The organism is Brevundimonas sp. EAKA (genome assembly GCF_000698025.1).
Classification (GTDB): domain Bacteria; phylum Pseudomonadota; class Alphaproteobacteria; order Caulobacterales; family Caulobacteraceae; genus Brevundimonas; species Brevundimonas mediterranea_A.
The window spans coordinates 1-21,076 of the sequence record NZ_JMQR01000057.1 but is presented as its reverse complement, the minus strand read 5'-3'; the positions used below and the strand labels follow the sequence as shown (position 1 = coordinate 21,076).

The following is a 21,076-nucleotide window of genomic DNA, read 5'->3' as shown; positions in this document are numbered from 1 at the left end:
CAGCACGGCGAAGGTCCAGATCGATTCATGCCCGCTGATCGCCACGGCGGCGTGGATGGCCGAAATGGCGGTGAAGCCGATCAGGGCCGGGTGCGAGATCTTGCGCGATCCCAGCCGGACCACCCGCCGCGCATTGACGATCGAGGCCACCGCGATGCCGCCGGCGATCAGGGCGGAGACGGCCGGGAAGGCCGCCCCCGCGGCGGAGGCGGCGGGGGAGGCGGGGGCGCCTCTGGCTCCTTGGTGGTGCAACTCGCCAGGAAAACAGCGGCTGCCAGGGCGGCGATCGACAGGCCGCGGGTCATGAAGGCCTTGGGCATAGGGGCGCGTCCACAGAACTATGGCCCCGGACGGGGCGTGTACTTGAAGCCGCTTATAACGTGAGGAAAGTGGTTTGCCGAAGATTAATCGAACAACTTCGACACGGATTCTTCGTTGGCGATCCGCCGGATAGCTTCACCGATAAGCGGAGCCACGGAAACCCTGCGGATTTTCGGGCACTTCAGGACTTCATCGGGTTGTTCGATGGAGTCGGTGATCACCAGTTCCTTCAGCGGCCCGTCGGTGATGCGCTGCACGGCGGGGCCGGACAGAACGCCGTGGCTGATATAGGCCGATACCTCGGTGGCGCCCTGATCAATCAACGCCTTGGCCGCATTCACCAGGGTGCCGCCCGAATCGACGATGTCGTCGAACAGGATGCAGCTTCGGCCCTCGACGTCGCCGATGATGTTCATGACCTCGCTTTCGCCCGCCTTGGGGCGACGCTTGTCGACGATGGCGAGGTCGGCGTTCAGGCGGCTGGCCAGCGATCGGGCGCGCACCACGCCCCCGACGTCGGGCGAGACGATCATCAGGTCGTCGCCCCGCGCATAATTCTCGCGGATGTCCTGGGCCAGGACCGGCGTGGCGACCAGATTGTCGGTCGGAATGTCGAAGAAGCCCTGGATCTGGCCGGCGTGCAGATCCATGGTCAGCACCCGGTCGGCGCCGGCGCGGGTGATCAGATTGGCGACCAGCTTGGCCGATATGGGCGTGCGGCCGCCGGTCTTCCGGTCCTGACGGGCGTAGCCGAAATAGGGCATGACGGCCGTGATCCGACGGGCGGAGGCGCGCACCAGCGCATCCGTGATGATCAGCAGCTCCATCAGATTGTCGTTGGCCGGATAGCTGGTCGACTGAAGGATGAAGACGTCCTCGCCGCGGACGTTCTCCTCGATGACGGCGAAGACCTCATTGTCGGCGAACCGCTTGACCTGGGCCTTGGTCAAGGGGGCGTCCAGATGGTCGGCGATGGCCTGAGAGAGGCCGCGGTTGGAGTTGCCTGAGAGCAGCTTCATCGGCTGGTCATCCTTTCGCCGTCATCCGACCCCCATGAACGGCGGTCGGTTGGCGCGCTCTTTACCAGCGGTGCCGGGCAGGGCAAGTCGTGTGCGGAGAGTTTTCGTCGGCATGGCGCGGTCCGGTCGTGGGTGCTAGAGAACGCCGCGTTCGTTTCCGAAGCCAGGCCGAGGGTCTGTCTTTGCTCGTCATGGGGTCATCCTTGTCCGTTTCCAAGATCCGTTCCGGCCTGGTGCTGATGGCTGCGGCCGCCGCCGCAATGACAATCGCGGGCTGCGCCGGCAACGCACGACCCAAGCTCGCCTATGAGGAACGGCCGGTCGAGGCCCTGTACAACACCGGCTACCAGCGCCTGGAACAGCGCCGCTGGGCCGACGCCGTCGACTATTTCCAGGAGGTGGAACGCCAGCATCCCTATTCGGACTGGGCGCGCCGCTCGATCCTGATGCAGGTCTACGCCTTCTATCAGAACAATAATTACGCGGACGCCATCGCGGCTTCGGACCGGTTCATCTCCCTGTTCCCGGGCAATCCCTCGGCGGCCTACGCCTTCTACATGAAGGCGGTCTGCAACTTCGAACAGATCACCGACGTGGGCCGCGACCAGGGCTACGCCAACGCCGCCCTGGCCGGGCTGAAGGACGTGGCTCGCCGCTATCCGGGCACGCCTTACGCCAGCGACGCCGCCGTCAAGATCGACATGGTCAACGACCAGCTGGCCGGCAAGGAAATGAACATCGGCCGCTATTACCAGCGCGCCAACCAGCCGCTGGCGGCCCTGAACCGCTACAAGGCCGTCATCGCCAACCCCGAGTTCCAGCGCACCTCCCACACGCCCGAGGCCCTGTACCGCCTGGTCGAGGTCAATCTGCAGCTGGGCCTGAAGGAAGAGGCGACCCGCAACGGCGCCGTCCTGGGCTACAACTTCCCCGGCAGCCCCTGGTACGCCGAGGCCTACGCCCTGCTGACCGAAAACGGCCAGACTCCGGAAAAAGCCCCCGAGGCCAAGCGCGAATCCTGGCTGCAGCGGATCATCCCCGGCTGATCGTCCCCTTGACGGTCGAATTTATGTAGTTACATAAATGATCGTCTTCGACCCGGCGAAGGATGCAGTCAATATCGTCAAGCACGGCGTCTCGCTGTTGCGAGCCGACGAAATCCAGATGGACGAAGCCTTGATCGAGGTGGATGATCGCTTCGATTACGGCGAACCCAGATGGATCGCCTATGGCGAACTGGACGGGCGGCTGCACGTTCTGGCCTTCACGGTTCGAGACGCAAGGGTGCGGGCCATCAGTCTGCGCAAGGCCAATGACCGGGAGCGGAGATATGTCCGAGAACAAAGGGGTGTCGGAAGCGGCGACTGAGCCCTTTCTCGACGACGACGATACGCCGGAGCTGACCGCAGAGCGCGCGGCCAAACTCCGCCCCGCACGTGAAGTCTTGCCCGACTACATCCTCAACCAGTTCAAACGCGCCCCCGGCCGCCCCAAGGCCGACGCGCCCAAACAACAGGTCACCCTGCGTCTGGATGCCGATCTGCTGGAGCATTGGCGCGCCCAGGGGCCGGGCTGGCAATCGGGCATCAACGCCGCCCTGCGCCGGGCCTCCGGTCTCTGATTCCTTTCACGCCGCCGCGCGCTAGACTGCGCCCCATGCCGAATCGCGTGCGCCCATGCTGACCGCCCTTTCCATCCGCGACGTCGTCCTGGTCGACGTGCTGGATCTCGACGTCGAGACCGGCCTGACCGTGCTGACGGGCGAGACGGGGGCGGGCAAGTCGATCATTCTGGACGCCCTGGGTCTGGCCCTGGGCGGGCGCGGCGACGCCGGCCTGGTGCGCCACGGGGCCAAACAGGCCGTGGCCACCGCCGTCTTCAGCGCCCCGGACGATCCCGACCTGCTGGCCCTGATCGCCGAAAAGGGATTCGAGGTCCAGCCGGGCGAGGACCTGATCCTGCGCCGCGTGCTGAACGCCGACGGCCGCAGCCGGGCCTATGTCAACGACCAGCCCGCAGGGGTCACGGCCCTGCGCGAGATCGGCGCCGCCCTGGTCGAGGTTCACGGCCAGCATGAGACCGTCGGCCTGCTGGACTGGCGCACCCACCGAGGCCTGCTGGACGCCTATGGCGGTCTCCAGCCCCAGCTCCAGGCCGTCGCCGCCGCCTCGACAAAGCTGAAGGCCGCCGAGGCGAAACTGGCCGAGTTGAAGGCCCAGGCCGCCGACGCCGCCGCCCGCGTCGAGGAAATCACCCTCAACCTGTCCGAACTCGACGCCCTGGACCCTCGCGCCGACGAGGAGACCGAACTGGCCGGCGAACGCGCCCTGCTGGGCGCCGCCGAAAAAGCCATCGCCGACCTGGCCGACGCTCGCACCCAGCTGGGCGGCGACAAGCTGAGCCAGAAACTGGGCGCCGCCCTTCGCGCCGTCGAACACGCCCGCCAGCGCGCCGGCCAGGCGGGGGCCGAGGGCGACCATCCGGTCATCGTCAAACTGTCCGCCGCCGTCGAGGCCATCGACCGCACCATGGTCGAGGCGGCCGAGGCGGTCGCCGCCGTGGACGCCGCCGCCGACGCCTTCGACTATGAGCCCGGCCGCCTGGACAAGGCCGAGGAACGGCTGTTCGCCCTGCGCGCCGCCGCCCGCAAGCTGAACACCACGGTCGACGCCCTGCCGTCCTTACGCATCCGCCTGCGCGAGCAGTTGCGTCTGATCGAGGATGGGGAGGAGGCCCTGGCCAATGCGGGGCGCGAGGCCGCCGAGGCCGCCGAATCCTACGACCTGGCCGCCACCTTCCTGACCTCGGCGCGCGAGGCGGCGGCCGACCGCCTGACCGCCGCCGTCATGGGCGAACTGGGTCCGCTGAAGCTGGAGCGCGCGCGGTTCCGCGTGGCGCTGGAGCCGATCGAGGGCCGGCGCGGCCCCGACGGGGTCGAGACCGTCCGCTTCCAGATCGCCACCAACGCCGGAACCGACTTCGGCCCGCTGGACGCCATCGCATCCGGCGGCGAACTGGCCCGGTTCGCCCTGGCCATGAAGGCCGCCCTGGCCAGCCGCGAGGACATGCGCCAGCCGGTGATGATCTTCGACGAGGTGGACCAGGGCGTCGGCGGCGCCGTGGCCGAGGCCGTCGGCTCGCGCCTGAAACGCCTGTCCACCGGCGCCCAGGTCCTGGTCGTCACCCACAGCCCCCAGGTCGCCGCCCGCGGCCACGCCCACTGGAAGGTGATGAAAGCCGACCACGAGGGGATGACGACCACCACCGTCGTGGCCCTGGACGACGCGCGGCGTCAGGAAGAGATCGCGCGGATGCTGTCGGGGGCGGAGATCACCGATGAGGCGCGGGCGGCGGCGCGGGCGTTGATCGGGTAGAGGGCTAGGTAGGAGCTTTGCGGAAATGTCTGTTGGCGGCGTCAAATCAATACGGTGGTTCGGAAGGCTCTTTTGTAACTGTCCAGTTCGCACGCATGATATTGACCTCCATCGGCGCGCCGACGCCGACTGCGCGTACCGTGGGCCAACCAGCCGCTTTGAACTCAGCAATGATTGACTGATAGGTTGCTAGATCAGCTGCGGCGTGAATCATTGAAAACACTCCTTCGGCCTGGTCCTCGGCCAGTATTTCGCTGAGCGAGATAGAACTTCGCCCCTCCGATCCATTGGTCGGACTGAGCACCTCCACTAGTAATACGCGGCCACCGCCGATACGCTCCGCGATCTGCTCGAGGTGCCTCGCGGTCACCGGTCCTAAGGTTAAGGCAGCACCAACCAGTCGTTCTTGATCACCGAGACGCGCCCTGAACACCTGCTGGCGAAGTACCGGCGTTCGACGCGGCGCGGGCATGCCTCCCTGGATCACAGCTGCTGCCTTTCGGATGCCTATCCGATCTGCGGCCGTTAGCTTGCGCATCGCCGTCCCGTCTGGAGCTATGACGGTTATAGCGGGATCGGCGTGCAGGGCCGCCATTCCGGCGTCCACCAGCATGGAATCGCGGAAGCCGATGAAGACGAGCGATCCGGGCTCGGCGTCACGCAAAGTGTGGGTGACGCGTCTGGCGGCTGTATCGCGTCGATCAACAAGCTGGACGAAGAGCTTGGTTCGATCAGTAGCGAAAAGGGATGCCCGCTCGAGCGCCGCGTTTGCGACCTCTGTCAGCATCATCCCGTCCCCTATACCAAAGGCGACATGATATTCGCCCTTCGCGTTGGTAGCCGCATAGCTGTGGACCCAGACTATCTCCGCCGCATCAAAAACCGGAGAGTGTTCCTCGGGATGAGGCCCCAGCATCATGAGTGTGATTTCGGAGGACCGGACGGCCTTCTGGCGTTGCATGATTGTACTCCGAATCGCGTGTAGGTTAGGCCCATGGCAAGCAAACCTGACTTTAAGCGCCTTAGGAAGCGCCTCTTCCCGGAAGGCACGGATGGGCTGGGCTCCACGACGGCACCGGAGTGGCCGCCGGACCTATTCGCATTCGCCGCTCTGTGCGCCGAGGAGCTTGGCGTCTATGCCGAGTACGCATTCAACGCGGGCTGGGACACCGAAGGCTACGTCTTCGACAACGCGCACCTCGCCGAGGTGACCCGGCTTGCAGAGCTCTGGAATTCCAATCTATTCACGCCGGAGCCCATCCATGAAGCGTGGAACCGGGTGATGAACGCCCGCGAGTATCGTCGGGACTGGCGTCAGGATATCATGCTGATGCTCGCCGTTGCTGACGAAGCCTGTTCGGGCGTCGGCTTCCAGCCCCCGGCCGGCGGCCTCGGTGCCTATTCCCACATCGTCTTTCAGGCCCTAGCGGAAAAGCAGCAGGGGATCGACCCTGGGCTGCCGCACCTACCGGGCAGTCTTTGCTGGCAAGTTCCGCCCTCGGTGCTGTGCGTCCAGCCCAAGACCAACACGCCAAGCGTCGGTTGCACCTTGCGCTCGGCAAGTAATCACCTAGCGGTGCTCCCGCCCTCCAGTCTAGTGGCGACAAGTTGGCTCTATGCCGCGCCCGCCGATACGGCGACGCCCCACCTCAACACCCTGCTGATCCCGTTTCCATACCGACTCGAGGGTGGCGACTTCCATCCCGTCGAGAACCCCCACGATCCGAAGAACAGTTTCTTCAGCACTGCCCAGCCTTGGCTGGTCCGCAGCGGACTAGACGCGGACACGGTGGTCGCGTTTCTGTCGGCGATGATCGTTGAGGCTGAGCGCGAAAGCGGAACGGTGCACGCTGTCGTGCTTCCCGAGTTGGCGCTCGCCGGCGAGACGATCGAACAAGTGGCGGCTGCGCTCGGAGCGCGACATGTCGAGCTTGAACTGTTCATCGCTGGCATCCTCGACCATGACGCCGACGGCAGGGAGCGCAACTGCGCCTACACCGTGCGCTATTTTGGCGGAGAAATGGCCCATCGCTGGCGTCAGCCCAAACACCATCGCTGGAAGCTCGAGCAGAACCAGATCAAGCGGTATAGCTTCGGTTACGCCCTCAATCCCGAGCGGGACTGGTGGGAATGTATCGACGTCTCCAACCGCAGCTGCGCCTTTAGCGTCATCCGTCCTGGCGCCACCATCGCTACCCTCGTCTGTGAAGATCTGGCGCGGTTCGACCCGGTCATGCCCGTCATCAACGCGGTCGGACCCACGTTGTTGGTCGGCCTTCTGATGGATGGACCTCAGTGGGAGAGCCGCTGGCCTGGGCGCTATGCCACCGTACTCGCCGAGGATCCCGGATGCTCGGTTCTTACTGTGACCTCGCTCGGTATGATCCGACGTTCGACGCCGCCGGGCAAGTCGCCGCCGTGTGAGATCGCGCTCTGGAAGGAACCGGGAGCTGCGGCGGAATCACTCACACTACCGGCCAACCATCACGGGCTACTGCTTGCCCTGACCCTCGCTCCTGATCCCCGTCAGACTCTTGACAGGCGGGCGGATCAGGCTGGCGGTGCTCGCCTGAGATTGTCCGGTGTCCAAGGCGTCAAGCTGCAGAGGTTTGACGATTTTCCCGACTTAGAAGTCTCGGCGTGACGACTACGCATCCCCATATTATGTTAAGCGTTTTGCTGCTAAGCAGGTATTTGTGAGAGGAGCCCAGATGAACACGACCGTTCAATACGACATCCGCTCCGACAAGCTGCGTCGGGAAATGGAGACGGTACTCGCCCGCTCGCCGCACGTGGGCGCGACGTTCAACTTCCGTACCGAGCCCGTGCAGAGCCCGAAGCCTAAGTCTGCCCCCCGCAAGCCTGTAAGATCGCGAAAGCAGGTGGTGGCGACTAAATAACGGCGACCGTCGCCTTACGTGACGGTTACGCCAGACCGCCTGGCGAGGGCCGATGGTTGCCGATCCCCGGCCTTATCCAGTTGTCCGTCGGTGCTCCCAAGGATGCCGAAGAAAGAGCACGGCGACGATATAAGAAACACGTCGAATCCGGCATGAATCTCCCCGCATTAGCGGTCCTGTCATCATCGTGCTAAGAGCCCCGCCCTTTATACGGGCGGCGATGTCGCCAGAGCATTTCAGTCTTCAGGAGAAGCACACATGAGCAGGGTGCTGGTCATTGGCGCCGGCGGCGTCAGTTCGGTCGCCGTCCACAAGATGGCGATGAATGCGGACATCTTCTCGCACATCACCCTGGCGAGCCGCACCAAGTCCAAGTGCGACGCCATCGCCGGATCCGTCAAGTCGCGCTTCGGCGTGACCATCGACACGGCGGCGATCGACGCCGACGACGTGGCGGCGACCACGGCCCTGATCCAGGCGGTCAAACCGGCCCTGGTCGTCAACCTGGCCCTGCCGTACCAGGACCTGGCCATCATGGACGCCTGCCTGGCCGCGGGGGTCAACTATCTCGACACCGCCAACTACGAGCCGCGCGACGAGGCCAAGTTCGAATACAAGTGGCAGTGGGCCTATCAGGACCGCTTCAAGGACGCCGGGCTGATGGCCCTGCTGGGCTCGGGCTTCGACCCCGGCGTGACCTCGGTCTTCACCACCTATACGAAGAAGCATCTGCTGGATTCGATCGAGACGCTCGACATCCTCGACTGCAACGGCGGCGACACCGGCCTGCCGTTTGCGACCAACTTCAATCCCGAGATCAATCTGCGCGAAGTGACCGCCCCGTCGCGTCACTGGGCCGACGGCCAGTGGGTCGAGGGCCCGGCCCTGAGCCACAAACAGACCTTCGACTTCGAGGGCGTGGGGCCCAAGAACATGTACCTCATGTATCATGAGGAACTGGAGTCGCTGGCCAAATTCTATCCGGAAATCAAGCGCATCCGCTTCTGGATGACCTTCGGCGACTCCTATCTGAAACATCTGGAAGTGCTCGAGAACATCGGCATGACCTCGATCGAGCCGATGATGTTCCAGGGCCGCGAGATCATCCCGATCGAGTTCCTGAAGGCCCTGCTGCCGGAACCCTCGTCGCTCGGCCCGATCACCAAGGGCAAGACCAATATCGGCACCATCGCCACCGGCCAGAAGGACGGCGCGGCCAAGACGGTCTACGTCAAGAACATCTGCGACCACCAGGAAGCCTATGCCGAGACCGGCAACCAGGCCGTCAGCTACACCACGGGCGTCCCCGCCATGATCGGCGCGGCCCTGATGCTGACCGGCCAGTGGAAGGGCGAGGGGGTGTTCAACATGGAGCAGCTGGATCCCGATCCCTTCATGGACATGCTGAACAAGCACGGCCTGCCGTGGACGGTCGAGGAACTGTCCGCTCCGCTGGACTTCTGAGGACACGCCCATGGTCATGCAGACCCAGGCCGGCGGACCGGGCGCCTTCGCCCGGTTCGATCTGAACCGCGTCCCGTCGCCCGCCTTCGTGGTGGACGAGGTCGCGGTGCGCCGCAACCTGTCGGTCCTTCAGGACGTCGGGACGCGCGGCAACGCCCGGGTCCTGCTGGCCCTGAAGGCCTTCTCCATGTGGTCGTTGGCCGACGTCGTCGGGGAATACCTCGACGGCGTCTGCGCCTCGGGCCTGTGGGAGGCGCGGCTGGCGCGGGAGTTTTATCACGGCCACCTGACCACCTATTCCCCGGCCTACAAGCCCGCCGACCTGCCGGAGATCCTGCGTCTGTCGGACACGGTCATCTTCAACGCCCCGGACCAGATCGCCCGCTTCGCCGACCTGATCGCCGCCGCCCGCGCCCGGGGAGAGACGTTCGACATCGGCCTGCGTCTGAACCCGGAGCACTCGGAGGGGCAGGTCGCCAAATACGACCCCTGCCAGCTGGGTTCGCGCCTCGGCTTCCCGGTGTCGCAGCTGAAGCCCGAGCATCTGCAGGGCGTCGACGGCCTGCACATCCACGCACTGTGCGAACAGGGGTTCGAGCCGCTGGAGCGGATCTGGGCTGCGGTGGAGCCGAAGCTGGCGCCCCTTTTGCCGGACCTGAAGTGGATCAACCTGGGCGGCGGCCACCACGTGACCCGCGCTGACTATCGGATCGACGCCCTGGTCGGCTTCCTGAAGGATTTGGGCGAGCGCTACGGGCTTCAGGTCTATATCGAGCCGGGCGAGGCCATTGCGCTGGACGCCGGCATATTGGTGGGCGAGGTGCTGGACACCTTCCACAACGGCCTGGCCATCGCCATCACCGACATCTCGGCGACCTGCCACATGCCCGATGTGATCGAGGCGCCCTATCGCCCCGCCATGCTGAACGAGGCTGAGGCGGGTGTGACCTATCGCCTGGGCGGGCCCTCCTGCCTGGCCGGCGACATCATCGGCGACTATGGCTTCGCCACTGCGCCGACCGCCGGAACCCGCATCGCCTTCCTGGACCAGGCCCACTATTCGATGGTGAAGACCAACACCTTCAACGGGGTGCCGCTGCCGGCCATCGCCCTGTGGAACAGCGACACCGACGCGCTGAAGCTGGTCCGCGAATTCGACTATTCAGAGTTCCGCGACCGCCTGTCCTGATATCGAGAACCTCGACAAATTCTCCAGAATTTGTCGAGGTTTTCTCCAGGTTCAGACCCCCAGAATCCAGCCTTCTTCCTGCTCCACCTGGGCGATCAGTTCGGGCGTGGCGTCCTTGGGCGGGCCGAAGGCCTTGGCCAGGTCGCCGGCCTCGTCCATCTGCGCCAGGGCCTCGGCGGTGGAGCGGACCTGGGCCTGATCCTTGAACTCGCCTTCATGGGGCTTGCCGTCGAACATCGAGGGCCAGACCTCGACCACCAGGGCCGACAGGGGCTCGACGTCGTCGGGCGTCAGTTCGCGCCAGCCGGTGCCGAACGGCCAGACGGCGCCCGAAGACCCCAGGCTTTCCAACAGCCTGCGCACGGCCGGGATGCCCACCAGGGTCTGGCCGCCCACGGCGCCGGCGCCGTGCATCTGCCAGACGCTCTTGGGCTGCAGCTTGCCTTTGCGCGCCGCATTCTCGGTCGCCCGGAACTCGGGAATGTCGGCGCCCGCGCCTGCGGGCGGCTTGGTCGTCGTCAGCCAGCGCTGCGCCTGTTTCGCCGGGGCGCCCCACAGCGGCCAGGCCTCGTCGGTCATCAGCCGGTTCATCTTGGCCGCCACCTGGTAGCGGTTGTTCGTGTTGTCGGCCTTGTCCACCACATTGGCGGCGATGAACTTCCACATGGCCTGCCAGGGGGTTCCGTCCAGCTTCAGCCGCGCGGCCGTGCCGGCCGGATAACCGAAGTTGAAGTCCAGTCCGACCAGAACCCGGTCGCCGCGCTTCCTGTGATCCGCCAGGATCGAGGCCAGCAGGGCCTCGCCCTCGGCCCGCGTGGCGACATTGTGCGTCTCAGTATAGAGGCGGAACCGCACGTCGCGCTTCGCCACCCCGATCCACAGCGAGGTGTCGCCGAGTTTCTTGGTTTCGGCGGCGGTCCAGTCGGCGACGACATAGGCGTCGAATAGGCGGGCCAAGGCGGCCTCCCGTAAAAAGGCGTGTCGATAGGAATGAGCGGGGGTTCTAGACCTCTCGCCGCCCAATCGGGAGGGGGGCGGTCAGCTCTTCAACAGGGCTTCCAGGTGCGACAGCCACCGTCGGCCCAGCCGCAGCGCCTCGCCAGGCGAGCCGGTCTCGCCTGCCAAGGCGGCGTCCCACAGGGCCAGTTCGAACTCCGGATGGCGGGCGTCTGCGAACATCAGCCGCAGCACCACCTGTTCGGCGTCAGGCGCCAGCACGTCCAGCGACTTGCGCGCCTCGCCGCGGCGAATGCGGGCGACCACATGGCCGTCGACGATGATTTCGCCGCCCTCGACCTCCTCGAAGGCGTAGGCCAGGCCGTGGGCGCCGTTGGCCCAAAGCACGACAACCTGTTCGATGTCGAAGTTCAGGGCGCAGGCCCGGCCCTCGCGGGGCGAAACGGCCTCGACCTCGGGCGGAGCGCCCAGGGCCTTCAGCAAGGCGCGGCGGATGCGGCGCGGCGGCTCCATCCACCAGGACAGGGCCAGGGCCAGGGTCGTCAGCAGGGCCGCCGCCAAGGCGATCAGCAGGATCACCCGCACGACCTCCGCCATGGCTCAGGCCTCCGTCCCGGCGGACAGGTCGATATCGACCACCACCGGCACATGGTCGCTGGGCTTGTCCATGTCGCGCGCGTCGCGATGGGTCTCGACCCCCCGCAGCCGATCCGCCGCCTGGGGCGACAGCAGGGCGAAGTCGATGCGGATGCCGTGGTTCCTCTGCCAGGCGCCGGCCTGATAGTCCCAGAAGCTGTAGGTCCCGGCCGGTTCGCCCCCGACCTCGTGCGCGTCGGCCAGGCCCAGGTTCTTCAGGGCGCGGAAGGCCTGGCGGCTCTGGGGCTGGAACAGGGCGTCGTCAGTCCAGGCGGCGGGGTTCTTGGCGTCTTCCGGCTCGGGAATGACGTTATAGTCGCCGCACAGGGCCAGCGGCTCCTCGAAGGCCAGCAGGTCGCGCGCGTGGCGGTTCAGCCGCTCGAACCAGGCCAGCTTGTAGTCGAACTTCTCGGTGCCGATCGGATTGCCGTTGGGGAGATAGATGGACGCCACCCGGATCGGGCGGGGGGCTTCGATCACCGCTTCCAGATAGCGGGCCTGTTCATCGGTCTCATCGCCGGGCAGGCCGCGTCGGATGTCCGACAGCGGGTATTTCGACAGCATGGCCACGCCGTTATAGCTCTTCTGGCCGTGGGTCTCGACGTTGTAGCCCAGGCTCTCGAAGGCCTCGCGCGGGAATTTCTCGTCCACGCATTTGATTTCCTGGAAGCAGGCGACGTCAGGGGCGGCCTGCTCCAGCCAGGCCAGCACGGTGGGCAGGCGGGCGTTGACCGAGTTCACGTTCCAGGTGGCGATGCGCATGACGGCGACGGTAGGGCGCGTCACGGTTTCGGAAAAGAGGCGACGCAAAACAAAAGGGCCGCCGGATCGCTCCGACGGCCCTTTGTAGGTTCTGCGATGGTCGCTTAGGGACGGCCGCCGGCGGGCGCCGGGGCGGCGGCCGGAGCCGTCGTCAGCTTGCATCCGCCGCCGATCTGCTGAGCGGTGGCGCAGGGATAGACCTGCTGCACGACGTTCTCGGTGTTCAAGCGGGCGATGAGGCCGTCGCCGGCCGCGCATTTGGCTTCATAGAAGACGCCGTTGGCGTTGCGGCCCATCAGACGGGCTTCGGTCACGTCGCAGGAGGCGGCGTCCGAACCCGCGAAATAGGATTTCACAAGGGCGGCGTTCTCGGCCGAGGTGGTGAAGGCGCAGGTTCCGTTTTCGGCCAGCACCTGGATGCAGGGGGTCTTGGTCCAGGTATTGTTCAGTTGCTTGATCCAGAAGCCGGCCCCGTCGGAGCAACCGGCTTCGTACATGACGCCGCCGTCGTTCGCCTTGCCCAGCACCTTGACCTCGTCGACCGTGCAGGCAACGCCTGCCTGGACGGCGTATTCGCGAAGGAATTTCTGCGTGTCGGTGTTGGCGGGAATGGTGCATTGCGGGCCGGTGTCGGCGGCCGGGTCGCGGGCGCGCAGGGCGGCGGCCGAATAGGCCAGGAGAACGCAGTTGGACGCTTCGGGCGGGGTCTTGGACTCGATCATAAAGCCCGGACCGACGGCGCAGGCGACTTCATAGACCGACGTCTTTGCCGCCGTTTCACCCAACAGCTTGGCTTCCGTCACCTGACAGTTGGTGTTGGCCAGTGTGGCCTGTTCCTGCGCGGAAGCCATGATCTGCTCCGCCGTAGGGGCGGCGGGTCGGCGTTCGCGGCGTTGACGGGAGGCCGAGGCCCGCGAGGAACCTTCAACGGTGGCAGGCTGGTTGTCGGGGCCGCGCTGCTGTTGCGCGAAGGCAGGAGCGACCGATATGGCGCTGAACAGGAGCGCCGCGAGGGCGGCGGCGATGCGGGCTTTCATGGAACACCTTCGGTTGGGAACGGCTGAAGGCTTCGTGGCGGTCTAATCGGGCGGGGTCAAGGCGGCTGTGGACGGCATGGGCAAGACCTGACTAAGGTTTGATCGTTTTTATTGGAGACGCACTTGGCGGACGATGCAGCGGCCCTGAACCAGGGGATGGAGGCACGAGGCCTGACCTATCCCATGCCCGATGCGCCCGTGCCCGGCGTGGCGGTCGAGGTCGCGCGCGGGGTGTTCTGGTTGCGGTTCGCCCTGCCGTTTCAACTGAACCATGTGAACGTCTATGTCCTGCGTGACGGCGACGGCTGGACGGTCGTCGATACGGGACTGCGAACGCCGGACGCCGTGGCGGCGTGGGAGGCGGCGCTGGCCGGACCTTTGGAAGCGCGCTCGATCCACCGGCTGATCTGCACCCACATGCACCCCGACCACATCGGCCTGGCGGGCTGGTTGTGCGAACGCAGCGGGGCCCCGCTTCTGATGTCACGTCTGGAATATGTCACCGCCCGCATGCTGATGGCCGAAGAGGCCGGCGACGCGCCCGAGGACGGCGAACGCTATTTCCGCGCTGCGGGCTGGAGCGAGGCTCAGATCGATCGTTGGCGTGCGGACTACGGCGGTTTCGCCAAGGGGGTGTCGCCGATGCCGCGCAGCTATCTGCGGCTGTCGGACGAGGATGTGATCCGGATCGACGGCGACGACTGGACCGTGGTGGTCGGGTCGGGCCACAGCCCCGAACACGTCTGCCTGTGGCGACGGTCGGACGACGTCTTCCTCGCCGGAGACCAGGTGCTGCCCCGGATTTCGTCGAACGTGTCGGTCTGGCCGACCGAGCCTGAAGCCGATCCTTTGGGCGACTGGATGGACTCCTTGGCGAAGCTGCGGGACCTGTTGCCCGAGGGCGCATTCGTTCTGCCGGCGCACGGCGAACCCTTCCACGGCGTTCACGCCAGGCTGGACGCGCTGAAACGCGGGCATGAAGTCGCGCTGAAACGGCTTGAGCGGACGTTGCGTCAACCGTCTAGGGTGATCGACGGCTTCCCGGCCGTGTTCGGTCGGGCGGTCGGAGACGGGGTGCTGGGCATGGCCACGGGCGAGGCCCAGGCGCACCTGAACTATTTGGAAAAGCGCGGCCGCGCCGAGCGGACGCGCGACGAGAACGGCGTCGACTGGTGGACAGCCGTCAAATGGGACGAGGAAACGACGTGAGCGAACATATCCGCACCCAACTGGCCGACGGCGTCCTGACCCTGACGCTGGACCGGGCCGACAAGAAGAACGCCATCACCCAGGCCATGTATTCGGCCCTGTCCGAAGCCGTCGAACAGGCGCGGACCGACGATACGGTGCGGGTGCTGCTGCTGCGCGCCGAGGGCGACAGCTTCTCGGCCGGCAACGACATCGGCGATTTCATCGCCATCGGGTCGCAGACCGAAAAGCCGTTCGACATGTCGGTGTTCCGCTTCCTGAAGGCGCTGGCCGATCTCGACAAGCCGCTGGTGGCGGCGGTGAAGGGCCGGGCGGTCGGCATCGGCCTGACCATGCTGCTGCACTGCGACCTGGTGGTGTTGGCCGAGGACGCCCTGCTGTCCGTGCCCTTCGTCAACCTGGCCCTGGCGCCCGAGGCGGCGTCCAGCCTGTTGCTGCCGGCCGTGATCGGTCATCAGCGGGCGTTCGAGATGTTCGCCCTGGGCGAGCCGCTGGACGGCAAGACGGCCGTGGCCTGGGGCCTGGCGAACCGGGCGGTTCCGGCCGATCAGGTCGAGGCGACGGCGGCGGACCTTGCGGCCCGCGTCGCGGCCCGCGCGCCCAACTCCCTGCGCAAGACCAAGCGGCTGATGCGCGACGCCGAGGGTCTGTGGGCGCTGATGCAACGCGAGGGCGAGGCCTTCGGTTCGCAGATGAAGAGTCCTGAAGCCATGGAGGCCTTCATGGCCTTCACCCAGAAGCGGGCGCCGGACTTTTCCAAGCTGGGCTGACGCCAGCGTCACAAGACTGCGCCTTGATTTGGCGCAGCTTTGGTTCTAGGTGCGCGCGCCTCTTTCTGGAGCGCCCATGTCGCACGCCCTTGCCCAGACGGCCGCTGTCGCCGGCCGTATCGACGCCGAGATCCCGGCCGACGCCGACGGCGTGGAGGCACTGATTCTGGCCGCCTTCGGGCCGGGTCGTTTCGCCAAGACGGCGGAGCGACTGCGCGAGGGTTCGCGCCCAGCGGCCGGATTCGTCGCGCGCCGGGACGGCCGCATCGTCGGTTCGGTACGGCTGTGGCCGGTCCTGATCGGTCAGACGCCGGGTCTGTTCCTGGGACCCATCGCCGTGGACGCCGCCAGTCGCAGCGACGGCCTGGGCGCCGAACTAGTGCAGGCCTGTTTAGACCAAGCGCGGACCCTGGCGGTCGGCGGGGTGCTGCTGGTCGGCGACCGGGCCTATTTCGAACGTTTCGGCTTCGTCGGCGCGCCCGAAGCCGAGATGCCGGGGCCGGTGGATCGTCGTCGAGTGCTGTGGCTGGCGACGGGCGTCGAGACCGTCTCCGGGCCTGTTCGCATCGGCTGATCTTTCGCGGGGCCTTGGCGGGGCCTAAGTCATGGTCCGATATGACGCACATGGATGACCAGAAGCCGGGACTGAAAGCGATCGTCGAGGCGGCGAAACAGGCGCCCGGGCGGGGCCTGCCGCCGGTCCACCTGTGGAACCCCGAACACTGCGGCGAGATCGACATCGTCATCCGACGCGACGGCGTCTGGATGCACGAGGGATCGCCTATCGGCCGCGAGGCGCTGGTGCGGCTGTTCTCGACCGTCTTGCGCAAGGACCCGGACGGCTATCATCTGGTGACGCCGGTCGAGAAGTTGAAGATCGCGGTCGAGGATCTGCCGTTTCGGGCCGTGGCGGTGCGGCGGGACGGCGACGACCTGATCTTGACCACCGACGTCGGCGACGAGGTGCGGGCGGGCGAGGCCGACGCGATTGTGGTGGAGACCGATCCGGAGACGGGCGAGCCGGCGCCGCGCGTGCATGTGCGGCGCGACCTGTGGGCGCGGATCACGCGCTCCGTGTTTTATGAACTGGTCGAGATGGCCGAGGAGGTCGACGGGCGGCTGGTCGTGCGGTCCGGCGGGCGAGCGTTTTCCCTGGGGGCTGTGGCGTGACCCTGGCGACCTTGAGGAACCGGCTGGTCCAGCGGCTGGACCCGGTCGAAGCCTGGCGTCCGGAAGGGCTGGCGGCGCGGTCCGACTTCGACCTGAACCCCAAGGCGGCGCGGCCGATGCGGGAGTTGCGGCCGGCGGCGGTGCTGATCCCGGTGGTGGCGCGGCCCGAGGGCGCGACGGTGCTGCTGACGCGGCGGGCGGACACCCTGGTGCGGCATACGGGGCAGATCGCTTTTCCAGGCGGACGGCTGGATCCCGGCGAAAACGCGGTCCAGGCGGCGCTGCGCGAGGCGGACGAGGAGGTGGCCCTGAACCCGGCGAAGGTCGAGGTGCTGGGCCTGTCCGACGCCTATGAGACCGGCACCGGGTTTCTGGTCACGCCCGTGATCGGCTGGCTGCACGAGGCGCCGGTCACGACGCCGGCGCCGGCCGAAGTGGCCGAGGTGTTTGAGACGCCGTGGGACTTCCTGATGGATGCGGCCAACCACCGCCAGGACTTCTATGACATGGACGAGGGACTGCGGCGCTGGTTCTGGGCCATGCCGTGGGGGGAACGCTATATCTGGGGCGTGACGGCCGGGATCCTGAAGGCGCTGCATGTCCGACTGTACGGCGACGAGCCGGCGCCCGAGGTCGCCGCCGAGGAAGATGCGGCATGACCGTGTCCATGCGGGGCCAGCCCTGGCTTGAGGCCAAGGCCACACGGGCGGTCATGGCGGCCTTGCAGGCGGCCGGCGGCCCCGACTGCGCCCGGTTCGTCGGCGGCTGCGTCCGGAACAGTCTGCTGGGCCAGCCGGTGGACGACATCGACATCGCCACCCGATTGAGGCCCGAAGAGACGATGGCGGCCTTGCAGGCCGCGGGGCTGAAGGTCGTGCCGACCGGACTGGAGCATGGCACGGTCACGGGGGTGTCCGAGCGCAAACCCTATGAGATCACCACCCTGCGCCGGGACGTTGAGACAGACGGGCGGCGCGCGGTGGTGGCCTTCACCGAGGACTGGGCCGAGGACGCGGCGCGGCGGGACTTCCGCCTGAACGCCCTGTACGCCGATGCGGCCGGCATGGTGTTCGACCCGACCGGCGGCGGCCTGGCGGACGCGGCCGAGGGGCGGATCGTCTTTGTCGGCGAGGCCGAGACGCGGATCCGCGAGGACTATCTGCGCATCCTGCGGTTCTTCCGGTTCCAGGCCTGGTACGGGCGGGGCCAGCCCGATGCGACCGGGCTAGCGGCCTGCGCGGCGCTGAAGGCCGGGATGGCGCAACTGTCGGCCGAACGGGTGTCCAAGGAATTGCTGAAACTGCTGGCGGCGCGCGATCCGCGATCCACGGTGCGGGCGATGGCCGAGACGGGCGTTCTGGGTCAGGTCTTGCCCGACGCGCAGCCGTTGAACCTGTTCGAGGCGATGTGCGGATTGACCGGCGATCCGGTGCTGCGTCTGTCAGCCCTGTTGCCGGCGGATGAGGGCGCAGTCGTGAGGATCGCGGGGAGCCTGCGGCTGTCGAACGGGATGCGGGACCGGCTGGCGGCGGCTGTTGCGGAGGGGCCGGTCGTGGCGCCCGACATGACCGAGGCCGAGGCGCGGGCGGCCATCTATCGACTGGGACGCGGCGCTTTCGAGGATCGGCTGACACGGGCCGAGGCGGCGGGCGGCGACGGCGCGGCCTTGCGACGGCTGGCGGCCGAGTGGACGCCGCCGAAAATGCCGGTCGGCGGGCGGGAGCTGGTGCGGCTGGGGCTGAAGCCCGGGCCGGAGACGGGCCGCGTTCTGAAAGCCTTCGAGGCGGGCTGGATCGCCGATGATTTTCCGTCGGACGGGCATGAGGGGCGGCTGAGGGCCGCTATGGCTTCGCCCGCGTGAATTCGGTGACGACGGGATAGTGGTCCGACCCGGTCGGTTCGCCGATGCGGCGGCTGATCAGGGCCAGGTCCGGCGAACGATAGACCTGATCGATGGTGATGCCGGCGAAGGCGGGCAGGCGGCTGGGCCAGGTGCCGGGGAAGCCGGGCGCGGGCGACAGGTTCATGTCGGACTGGATCTGACGGCCGATCCGGGCGCTGGACACGCTGTTGAAATCGCCGGCGACGATGGTCGGATGAGGCGCCGCCTTTTCCCGTCGTGCGGTCAGGGCCATGACCTGGTTTATCTGGCCCCATTGATACTGATACGGCCACGGGCGGGTCAGGTGGACGCCGAAGACATTGACGGCCCCAATCGGCGTTTCGACGACGGCGCCTATCGCCGCCAGATCGTCGCGAAACGACGGCAGCTTGCCCTGGATCGGATAGCGCGAGGCGACGATCGACAGGGCCCGGCCGCTGGGGTCTTCGATGCGGCCCATGACCGCCCGATTGGGATAGCCGGCCAGAACCTCGTCGAGCCGGTCCGCCGGCGCATCTCCGACCTCGACCAGAACGACGATGTCGGCGTCGGCGTCGACGATGGATCGTCGGATCGCGGCGACGTCGGTGTTGTCCACCCAGAGATTGGCTGAGTACAGGCGGATTATCGGCTGGTCGGGTTGAGGACGGCCAAGGGGCGTCATCCACTGGGGCCAGACAGCGGCCAGCAGGACAAGGCCGGCCAGCACGCCTACGACGAAGGCCGGCCACAGACGCAGGACCAGGCAGGCCAGGGTCAGCACCGTCGCAGCCAGCAGCACGGGGGCGGTGAACTGGGCCAGGATGTCCACCCATCGATGGCCGATCCCGCTGAGACCAGCCACGCCGAAGCCCGACAGCCCGATCAGAACGAGGCTGGCCGCCGCATTGCTCGCCGGCTTCAGCAGGGACATGGCTTATTGCCTTTCTTGGTGAACGGTGTGGGCTATACCGCGTTAGGGCGACGCTTGGAGAGGCGCGACATGGCCAGACGGTCCATCACGGATATCGAGAAGATCTGGTCCAATGTCGAGGGGATCAAGAAGCTGTCCGACCGGGTGATCGGCATAGGACCGTTCGGCATCGGCATGGACGGACTGCTGACCTGGGTCCCGGTGGTGGGTACGGTCTATACGGTCGGAACCGGGGCCTGGCTGGTGATGCAGGCGGTACGCGCCAAGGCGTCGCCGGCGACCCTGGCGCGGATGGCGGCCTATATGGCGGTGGATACGGCGACGGGCACGGTGCCGATCGCCGGCGACGTGGTCGACACCTTCTTCCCCGGTCAGTTGTTGGCGGCCAAGGCGCTGCAGAAGGATATCGAGACCAGCCACTGGGTCGAGGATTCCGAAGCCAACGCCAGGGCCAGCGGCGACCACGAGCGCCACCTGGAGACGGTGCGAAACGACAAGAAGCTGCGCCGCATCGTCTATCTGCACGACTGAATTACGGGCGCAAGCCGCGCCCTGATCACCTAATTCTGGAGATTTTCTTCAACTCATACCGTGGGTTGAATGACGAATTCGCCGTTCAACCCGCCTGACCTGACCGCGCCCGCAGACTGATCTCCGACAACAACGGAGATCCTGATGAGCGACGATTTCACCGCGCGTCTAACCCTGCCTTATCTCGCGGCGGGTCAGATGCAGAAGCATGTGACCCTAAATGCCGCCCTGACGCGGCTGGACGCCCTGTTGCAGACGGCGGTGGTCAGCCGGACCCTGACGACCCAGCCGGCCGCGCCGTTCGACGGCGATCTCTACATTCTGCCGCAAGGCGCCGCAGGGACGGCGTGGAGCGGCCGGCCCGCCGGCGCCCTGATGCGGTTCGAGAGCGGCGGCTGGAGCGTCGTGGCCGCGCCGGTGGGGTTGATCGCCCTGGTGCTGGATACGGCCGTCGTGGTGGTGCGCGGCGAAGACGGCTGGAGTCCGTTGGGGCAGTGGTTGGGCGAACTGCAGGGACTGTCGCGGCTGGGTCTCGGCACGACCGCGGACGCCGCCAACCCGCTGGCGGTCAAGACCAACACCGCCCTGTTCACCGCCCGCGGCGCGGCCGAGGGCGGCGACGGCGATCTGCGCCTGACCCTGAACAAGGAGGCGGCGGGCGACGTCCTGTCGCTGCTGTTCCAGAGCGGCTACGGCGGCCGGGCGGAACTGGGCCTGACAGGCGACGAGAACCTGAGCCTGAAGGTGAGTCCGGACGGATCGACCTGGGTCCGGGCCTTCGGGGTGGATCGCGCAACAGGGCGGATCGCGTTCGACAAGGGCGCGACGCGGCGGGAGACGACAGTCTTCACCACCGACGGCGCCTATGAACCGCCGTCCTGGGCGCGGTGGATCGAGGCGGTCTGCGTCGGCGGGGGCGGCGGCGGCGGATCGGGCATGGCG

The 21,076-nt window shown here is 66.8% G+C and carries 23 protein-coding genes and 1 pseudogene; 16 read left to right on the top strand and 8 right to left on the bottom strand.

Annotation, left to right across the window (positions count from 1 at the left end):
• Both ER13_RS17725 and ER13_RS09845 read right to left on the bottom strand, forming a co-directional pair.
• Positions 1-252, bottom strand: a pseudogene (locus ER13_RS17725) (hypothetical protein); the annotation flags it as partial.
• 152 nt (positions 253-404) lie between these two features.
• A complete protein-coding gene (locus ER13_RS09845; RefSeq protein WP_008261436.1) occupies positions 405-1,340 on the bottom strand; it encodes a ribose-phosphate pyrophosphokinase in 936 nt (311 codons plus the stop codon).
• A gap of 191 nt (positions 1,341-1,531) precedes the next feature.
• Between ER13_RS09845 and ER13_RS09840 the strand changes: the two genes are divergently transcribed.
• Genes ER13_RS09840 through recN form a run of 4 tightly spaced genes read left to right on the top strand, consistent with a single transcriptional unit; the run spans position 1,532 to position 4,714 of the window.
• A complete protein-coding gene (locus ER13_RS09840) occupies positions 1,532-2,386 on the top strand; it encodes an outer membrane protein assembly factor BamD (RefSeq protein WP_008262322.1) in 855 nt (284 codons plus the stop codon).
• A gap of 37 nt (positions 2,387-2,423) precedes the next feature.
• Positions 2,424-2,708 (top strand): BrnT family toxin, encoded by a 285-nt coding sequence (locus ER13_RS09835; protein WP_008262224.1) that lies wholly within the window; start codon positions 2,424-2,426, stop codon positions 2,706-2,708.
• Positions 2,671-2,961, top strand: coding sequence for a BrnA antitoxin family protein (locus ER13_RS09830; protein WP_008262269.1), 291 nt, complete (start codon positions 2,671-2,673; stop codon positions 2,959-2,961). The genes ER13_RS09835 and ER13_RS09830 overlap by 38 nt, the downstream gene beginning before the upstream one ends.
• 55 nt (positions 2,962-3,016) lie before the next feature.
• Entirely contained in the window at positions 3,017-4,714 is a 1,698-nt protein-coding gene (gene recN / locus ER13_RS09825; protein ID WP_035308832.1) for a DNA repair protein RecN, read from the top strand.
• A gap of 46 nt (positions 4,715-4,760) precedes the next feature.
• On the opposite strand, the gene ER13_RS09820 is transcribed toward recN, so the two are convergent.
• Complete coding sequence (locus tag ER13_RS09820; protein ID WP_008258721.1) at positions 4,761-5,675, bottom strand: hypothetical protein; 915 nt, start codon at positions 5,673-5,675, stop codon at positions 4,761-4,763.
• 33 nt (positions 5,676-5,708) lie between these two features.
• On the opposite strand from ER13_RS09820, the gene ER13_RS09815 reads away from it, so the two are divergent.
• The 4 genes from ER13_RS09815 to ER13_RS09800 all read left to right on the top strand — a co-directional run bounded on the left by ER13_RS09815 (position 5,709) and on the right by ER13_RS09800 (position 10,267).
• Positions 5,709-7,358, top strand: coding sequence for a hypothetical protein (locus tag ER13_RS09815; RefSeq protein WP_035308829.1), 1,650 nt, complete (start codon positions 5,709-5,711; stop codon positions 7,356-7,358).
• Positions 7,359-7,425: 67 nt separating this feature from the next.
• Positions 7,426-7,614 (top strand): hypothetical protein, encoded by a 189-nt coding sequence (locus tag ER13_RS09810; RefSeq protein WP_035308827.1) that lies wholly within the window; start codon positions 7,426-7,428, stop codon positions 7,612-7,614.
• Between the two features lie 258 nt (positions 7,615-7,872).
• Positions 7,873-9,078: a saccharopine dehydrogenase family protein gene (locus ER13_RS09805; protein WP_035308825.1), complete on the top strand. Its 1,206-nt coding sequence runs from the start codon at positions 7,873-7,875 to the stop codon at positions 9,076-9,078.
• A 10-nt stretch (positions 9,079-9,088) separates the two neighbouring features.
• Entirely contained in the window at positions 9,089-10,267 is a 1,179-nt protein-coding gene (locus tag ER13_RS09800) for a carboxynorspermidine decarboxylase (protein ID WP_231492519.1), read from the top strand.
• A gap of 51 nt (positions 10,268-10,318) precedes the next feature.
• On the opposite strand, the gene ER13_RS09795 is transcribed toward ER13_RS09800, so the two are convergent.
• The 4 genes from ER13_RS09795 to ER13_RS09780 form a co-directional block, all read right to left on the bottom strand.
• Complete coding sequence (locus ER13_RS09795) at positions 10,319-11,224, bottom strand: hypothetical protein (RefSeq protein ID WP_035308822.1); 906 nt, start codon at positions 11,222-11,224, stop codon at positions 10,319-10,321.
• 81 nt (positions 11,225-11,305) lie between these two features.
• On the bottom strand, positions 11,306-11,821 hold the full coding sequence (locus tag ER13_RS09790; protein WP_008260878.1) for a hypothetical protein: 516 nt from the start codon (positions 11,819-11,821) through the stop codon (positions 11,306-11,308).
• 3 nt (positions 11,822-11,824) lie between these two features.
• The gene (gene xth / locus ER13_RS09785) at positions 11,825-12,622 is read right to left on the bottom strand and encodes an exodeoxyribonuclease III (protein ID WP_035308819.1); all 798 of its coding nucleotides are present in this window, start codon (positions 12,620-12,622) and stop codon (positions 11,825-11,827) included.
• Between the two features lie 104 nt (positions 12,623-12,726).
• The gene (locus ER13_RS09780; RefSeq protein ID WP_035308817.1) at positions 12,727-13,659 is read right to left on the bottom strand and encodes a hypothetical protein; all 933 of its coding nucleotides are present in this window, start codon (positions 13,657-13,659) and stop codon (positions 12,727-12,729) included.
• Positions 13,660-13,782: 123 nt separating this feature from the next.
• Here ER13_RS09780 and ER13_RS09775 point away from each other — a divergent pair, with 123 nt between their 5' ends.
• The 6 genes from ER13_RS09775 to ER13_RS09750 all read left to right on the top strand — a co-directional run bounded on the left by ER13_RS09775 (position 13,783) and on the right by ER13_RS09750 (position 18,669).
• Positions 13,783-14,868, top strand: coding sequence for an MBL fold metallo-hydrolase (locus ER13_RS09775; protein WP_081836193.1), 1,086 nt, complete (start codon positions 13,783-13,785; stop codon positions 14,866-14,868).
• Entirely contained in the window at positions 14,865-15,638 is a 774-nt protein-coding gene (locus ER13_RS09770) for an enoyl-CoA hydratase (protein WP_035308814.1), read from the top strand. The genes ER13_RS09775 and ER13_RS09770 overlap by 4 nt, the downstream gene beginning before the upstream one ends.
• Before the next feature lie 76 nt (positions 15,639-15,714).
• On the top strand, positions 15,715-16,212 hold the full coding sequence (locus tag ER13_RS09765) for a GNAT family N-acetyltransferase (RefSeq protein ID WP_035308812.1): 498 nt from the start codon (positions 15,715-15,717) through the stop codon (positions 16,210-16,212).
• Positions 16,213-16,262: 50 nt separating this feature from the next.
• Positions 16,263-16,808, top strand: a complete 546-nt coding sequence (locus ER13_RS09760; protein WP_035308810.1) for a DUF1285 domain-containing protein — start codon at positions 16,263-16,265, stop codon at positions 16,806-16,808.
• The gene (locus ER13_RS09755) at positions 16,805-17,467 is read left to right on the top strand and encodes a CoA pyrophosphatase (RefSeq protein WP_035308807.1); all 663 of its coding nucleotides are present in this window, start codon (positions 16,805-16,807) and stop codon (positions 17,465-17,467) included. The genes ER13_RS09760 and ER13_RS09755 overlap by 4 nt, the downstream gene beginning before the upstream one ends.
• Positions 17,464-18,669 carry a CCA tRNA nucleotidyltransferase gene (locus tag ER13_RS09750; protein ID WP_035308805.1) on the top strand — a complete coding sequence of 402 codons (1,206 nt, stop codon included), beginning with the start codon at positions 17,464-17,466 and terminating at the stop codon, positions 18,667-18,669. The genes ER13_RS09755 and ER13_RS09750 overlap by 4 nt, the downstream gene beginning before the upstream one ends.
• On the opposite strand, the gene ER13_RS09745 is transcribed toward ER13_RS09750, so the two are convergent.
• A complete protein-coding gene (locus ER13_RS09745) occupies positions 18,650-19,603 on the bottom strand; it encodes an endonuclease/exonuclease/phosphatase family protein (protein WP_035308804.1) in 954 nt (317 codons plus the stop codon). The genes ER13_RS09750 and ER13_RS09745 overlap by 20 nt on opposite strands.
• A 69-nt stretch (positions 19,604-19,672) precedes the next feature.
• Between ER13_RS09745 and ER13_RS09740 the strand changes: the two genes are divergently transcribed.
• Complete coding sequence (locus ER13_RS09740) at positions 19,673-20,134, top strand: DUF4112 domain-containing protein (protein ID WP_008260778.1); 462 nt, start codon at positions 19,673-19,675, stop codon at positions 20,132-20,134.
• 144 nt (positions 20,135-20,278) lie between these two features.
• Positions 20,279-21,076 (top strand): DUF2793 domain-containing protein (locus ER13_RS09735; protein WP_155988134.1); only part of this gene is annotated, 798 nt, incomplete at its 3' end.

Bases quoted from the DNA above. Each gene is read 5' to 3' on its own strand.
- ER13_RS09845 (WP_008261436.1), bottom strand. From the start codon at position 1,340: ATGAAGCTGCTCTCAGGCAACTCCAACCGCGGCCTCTCTCAGGCCATC.
- ER13_RS09840 (WP_008262322.1), top strand. From the start codon at position 1,532: ATGGGGTCATCCTTGTCCGTTTCCAAGATCCGTTCCGGCCTGGTGCTG.
- ER13_RS09835 (WP_008262224.1), top strand. From the start codon at position 2,424: ATGATCGTCTTCGACCCGGCGAAGGATGCAGTCAATATCGTCAAGCAC.
- ER13_RS09830 (WP_008262269.1), top strand. From the start codon at position 2,671: ATGTCCGAGAACAAAGGGGTGTCGGAAGCGGCGACTGAGCCCTTTCTC.
- recN (WP_035308832.1), top strand. From the start codon at position 3,017: ATGCTGACCGCCCTTTCCATCCGCGACGTCGTCCTGGTCGACGTGCTG.
- ER13_RS09820 (WP_008258721.1), bottom strand. From the start codon at position 5,675: ATGCAACGCCAGAAGGCCGTCCGGTCCTCCGAAATCACACTCATGATG.
- ER13_RS09815 (WP_035308829.1), top strand. From the start codon at position 5,709: ATGGCAAGCAAACCTGACTTTAAGCGCCTTAGGAAGCGCCTCTTCCCG.
- ER13_RS09810 (WP_035308827.1), top strand. From the start codon at position 7,426: ATGAACACGACCGTTCAATACGACATCCGCTCCGACAAGCTGCGTCGG.
- ER13_RS09805 (WP_035308825.1), top strand. From the start codon at position 7,873: ATGAGCAGGGTGCTGGTCATTGGCGCCGGCGGCGTCAGTTCGGTCGCC.
- ER13_RS09800 (WP_231492519.1), top strand. From the start codon at position 9,089: ATGGTCATGCAGACCCAGGCCGGCGGACCGGGCGCCTTCGCCCGGTTC.
- ER13_RS09790 (WP_008260878.1), bottom strand. From the start codon at position 11,821: ATGGCGGAGGTCGTGCGGGTGATCCTGCTGATCGCCTTGGCGGCGGCC.
- xth (WP_035308819.1), bottom strand. From the start codon at position 12,622: ATGCGCATCGCCACCTGGAACGTGAACTCGGTCAACGCCCGCCTGCCC.
- ER13_RS09780 (WP_035308817.1), bottom strand. From the start codon at position 13,659: ATGAAAGCCCGCATCGCCGCCGCCCTCGCGGCGCTCCTGTTCAGCGCC.
- ER13_RS09765 (WP_035308812.1), top strand. From the start codon at position 15,715: ATGTCGCACGCCCTTGCCCAGACGGCCGCTGTCGCCGGCCGTATCGAC.
- ER13_RS09760 (WP_035308810.1), top strand. From the start codon at position 16,263: ATGGATGACCAGAAGCCGGGACTGAAAGCGATCGTCGAGGCGGCGAAA.
- ER13_RS09750 (WP_035308805.1), top strand. From the start codon at position 17,464: ATGACCGTGTCCATGCGGGGCCAGCCCTGGCTTGAGGCCAAGGCCACA.
- ER13_RS09745 (WP_035308804.1), bottom strand. From the start codon at position 19,603: ATGTCCCTGCTGAAGCCGGCGAGCAATGCGGCGGCCAGCCTCGTTCTG.
- ER13_RS09740 (WP_008260778.1), top strand. From the start codon at position 19,673: ATGGCCAGACGGTCCATCACGGATATCGAGAAGATCTGGTCCAATGTC.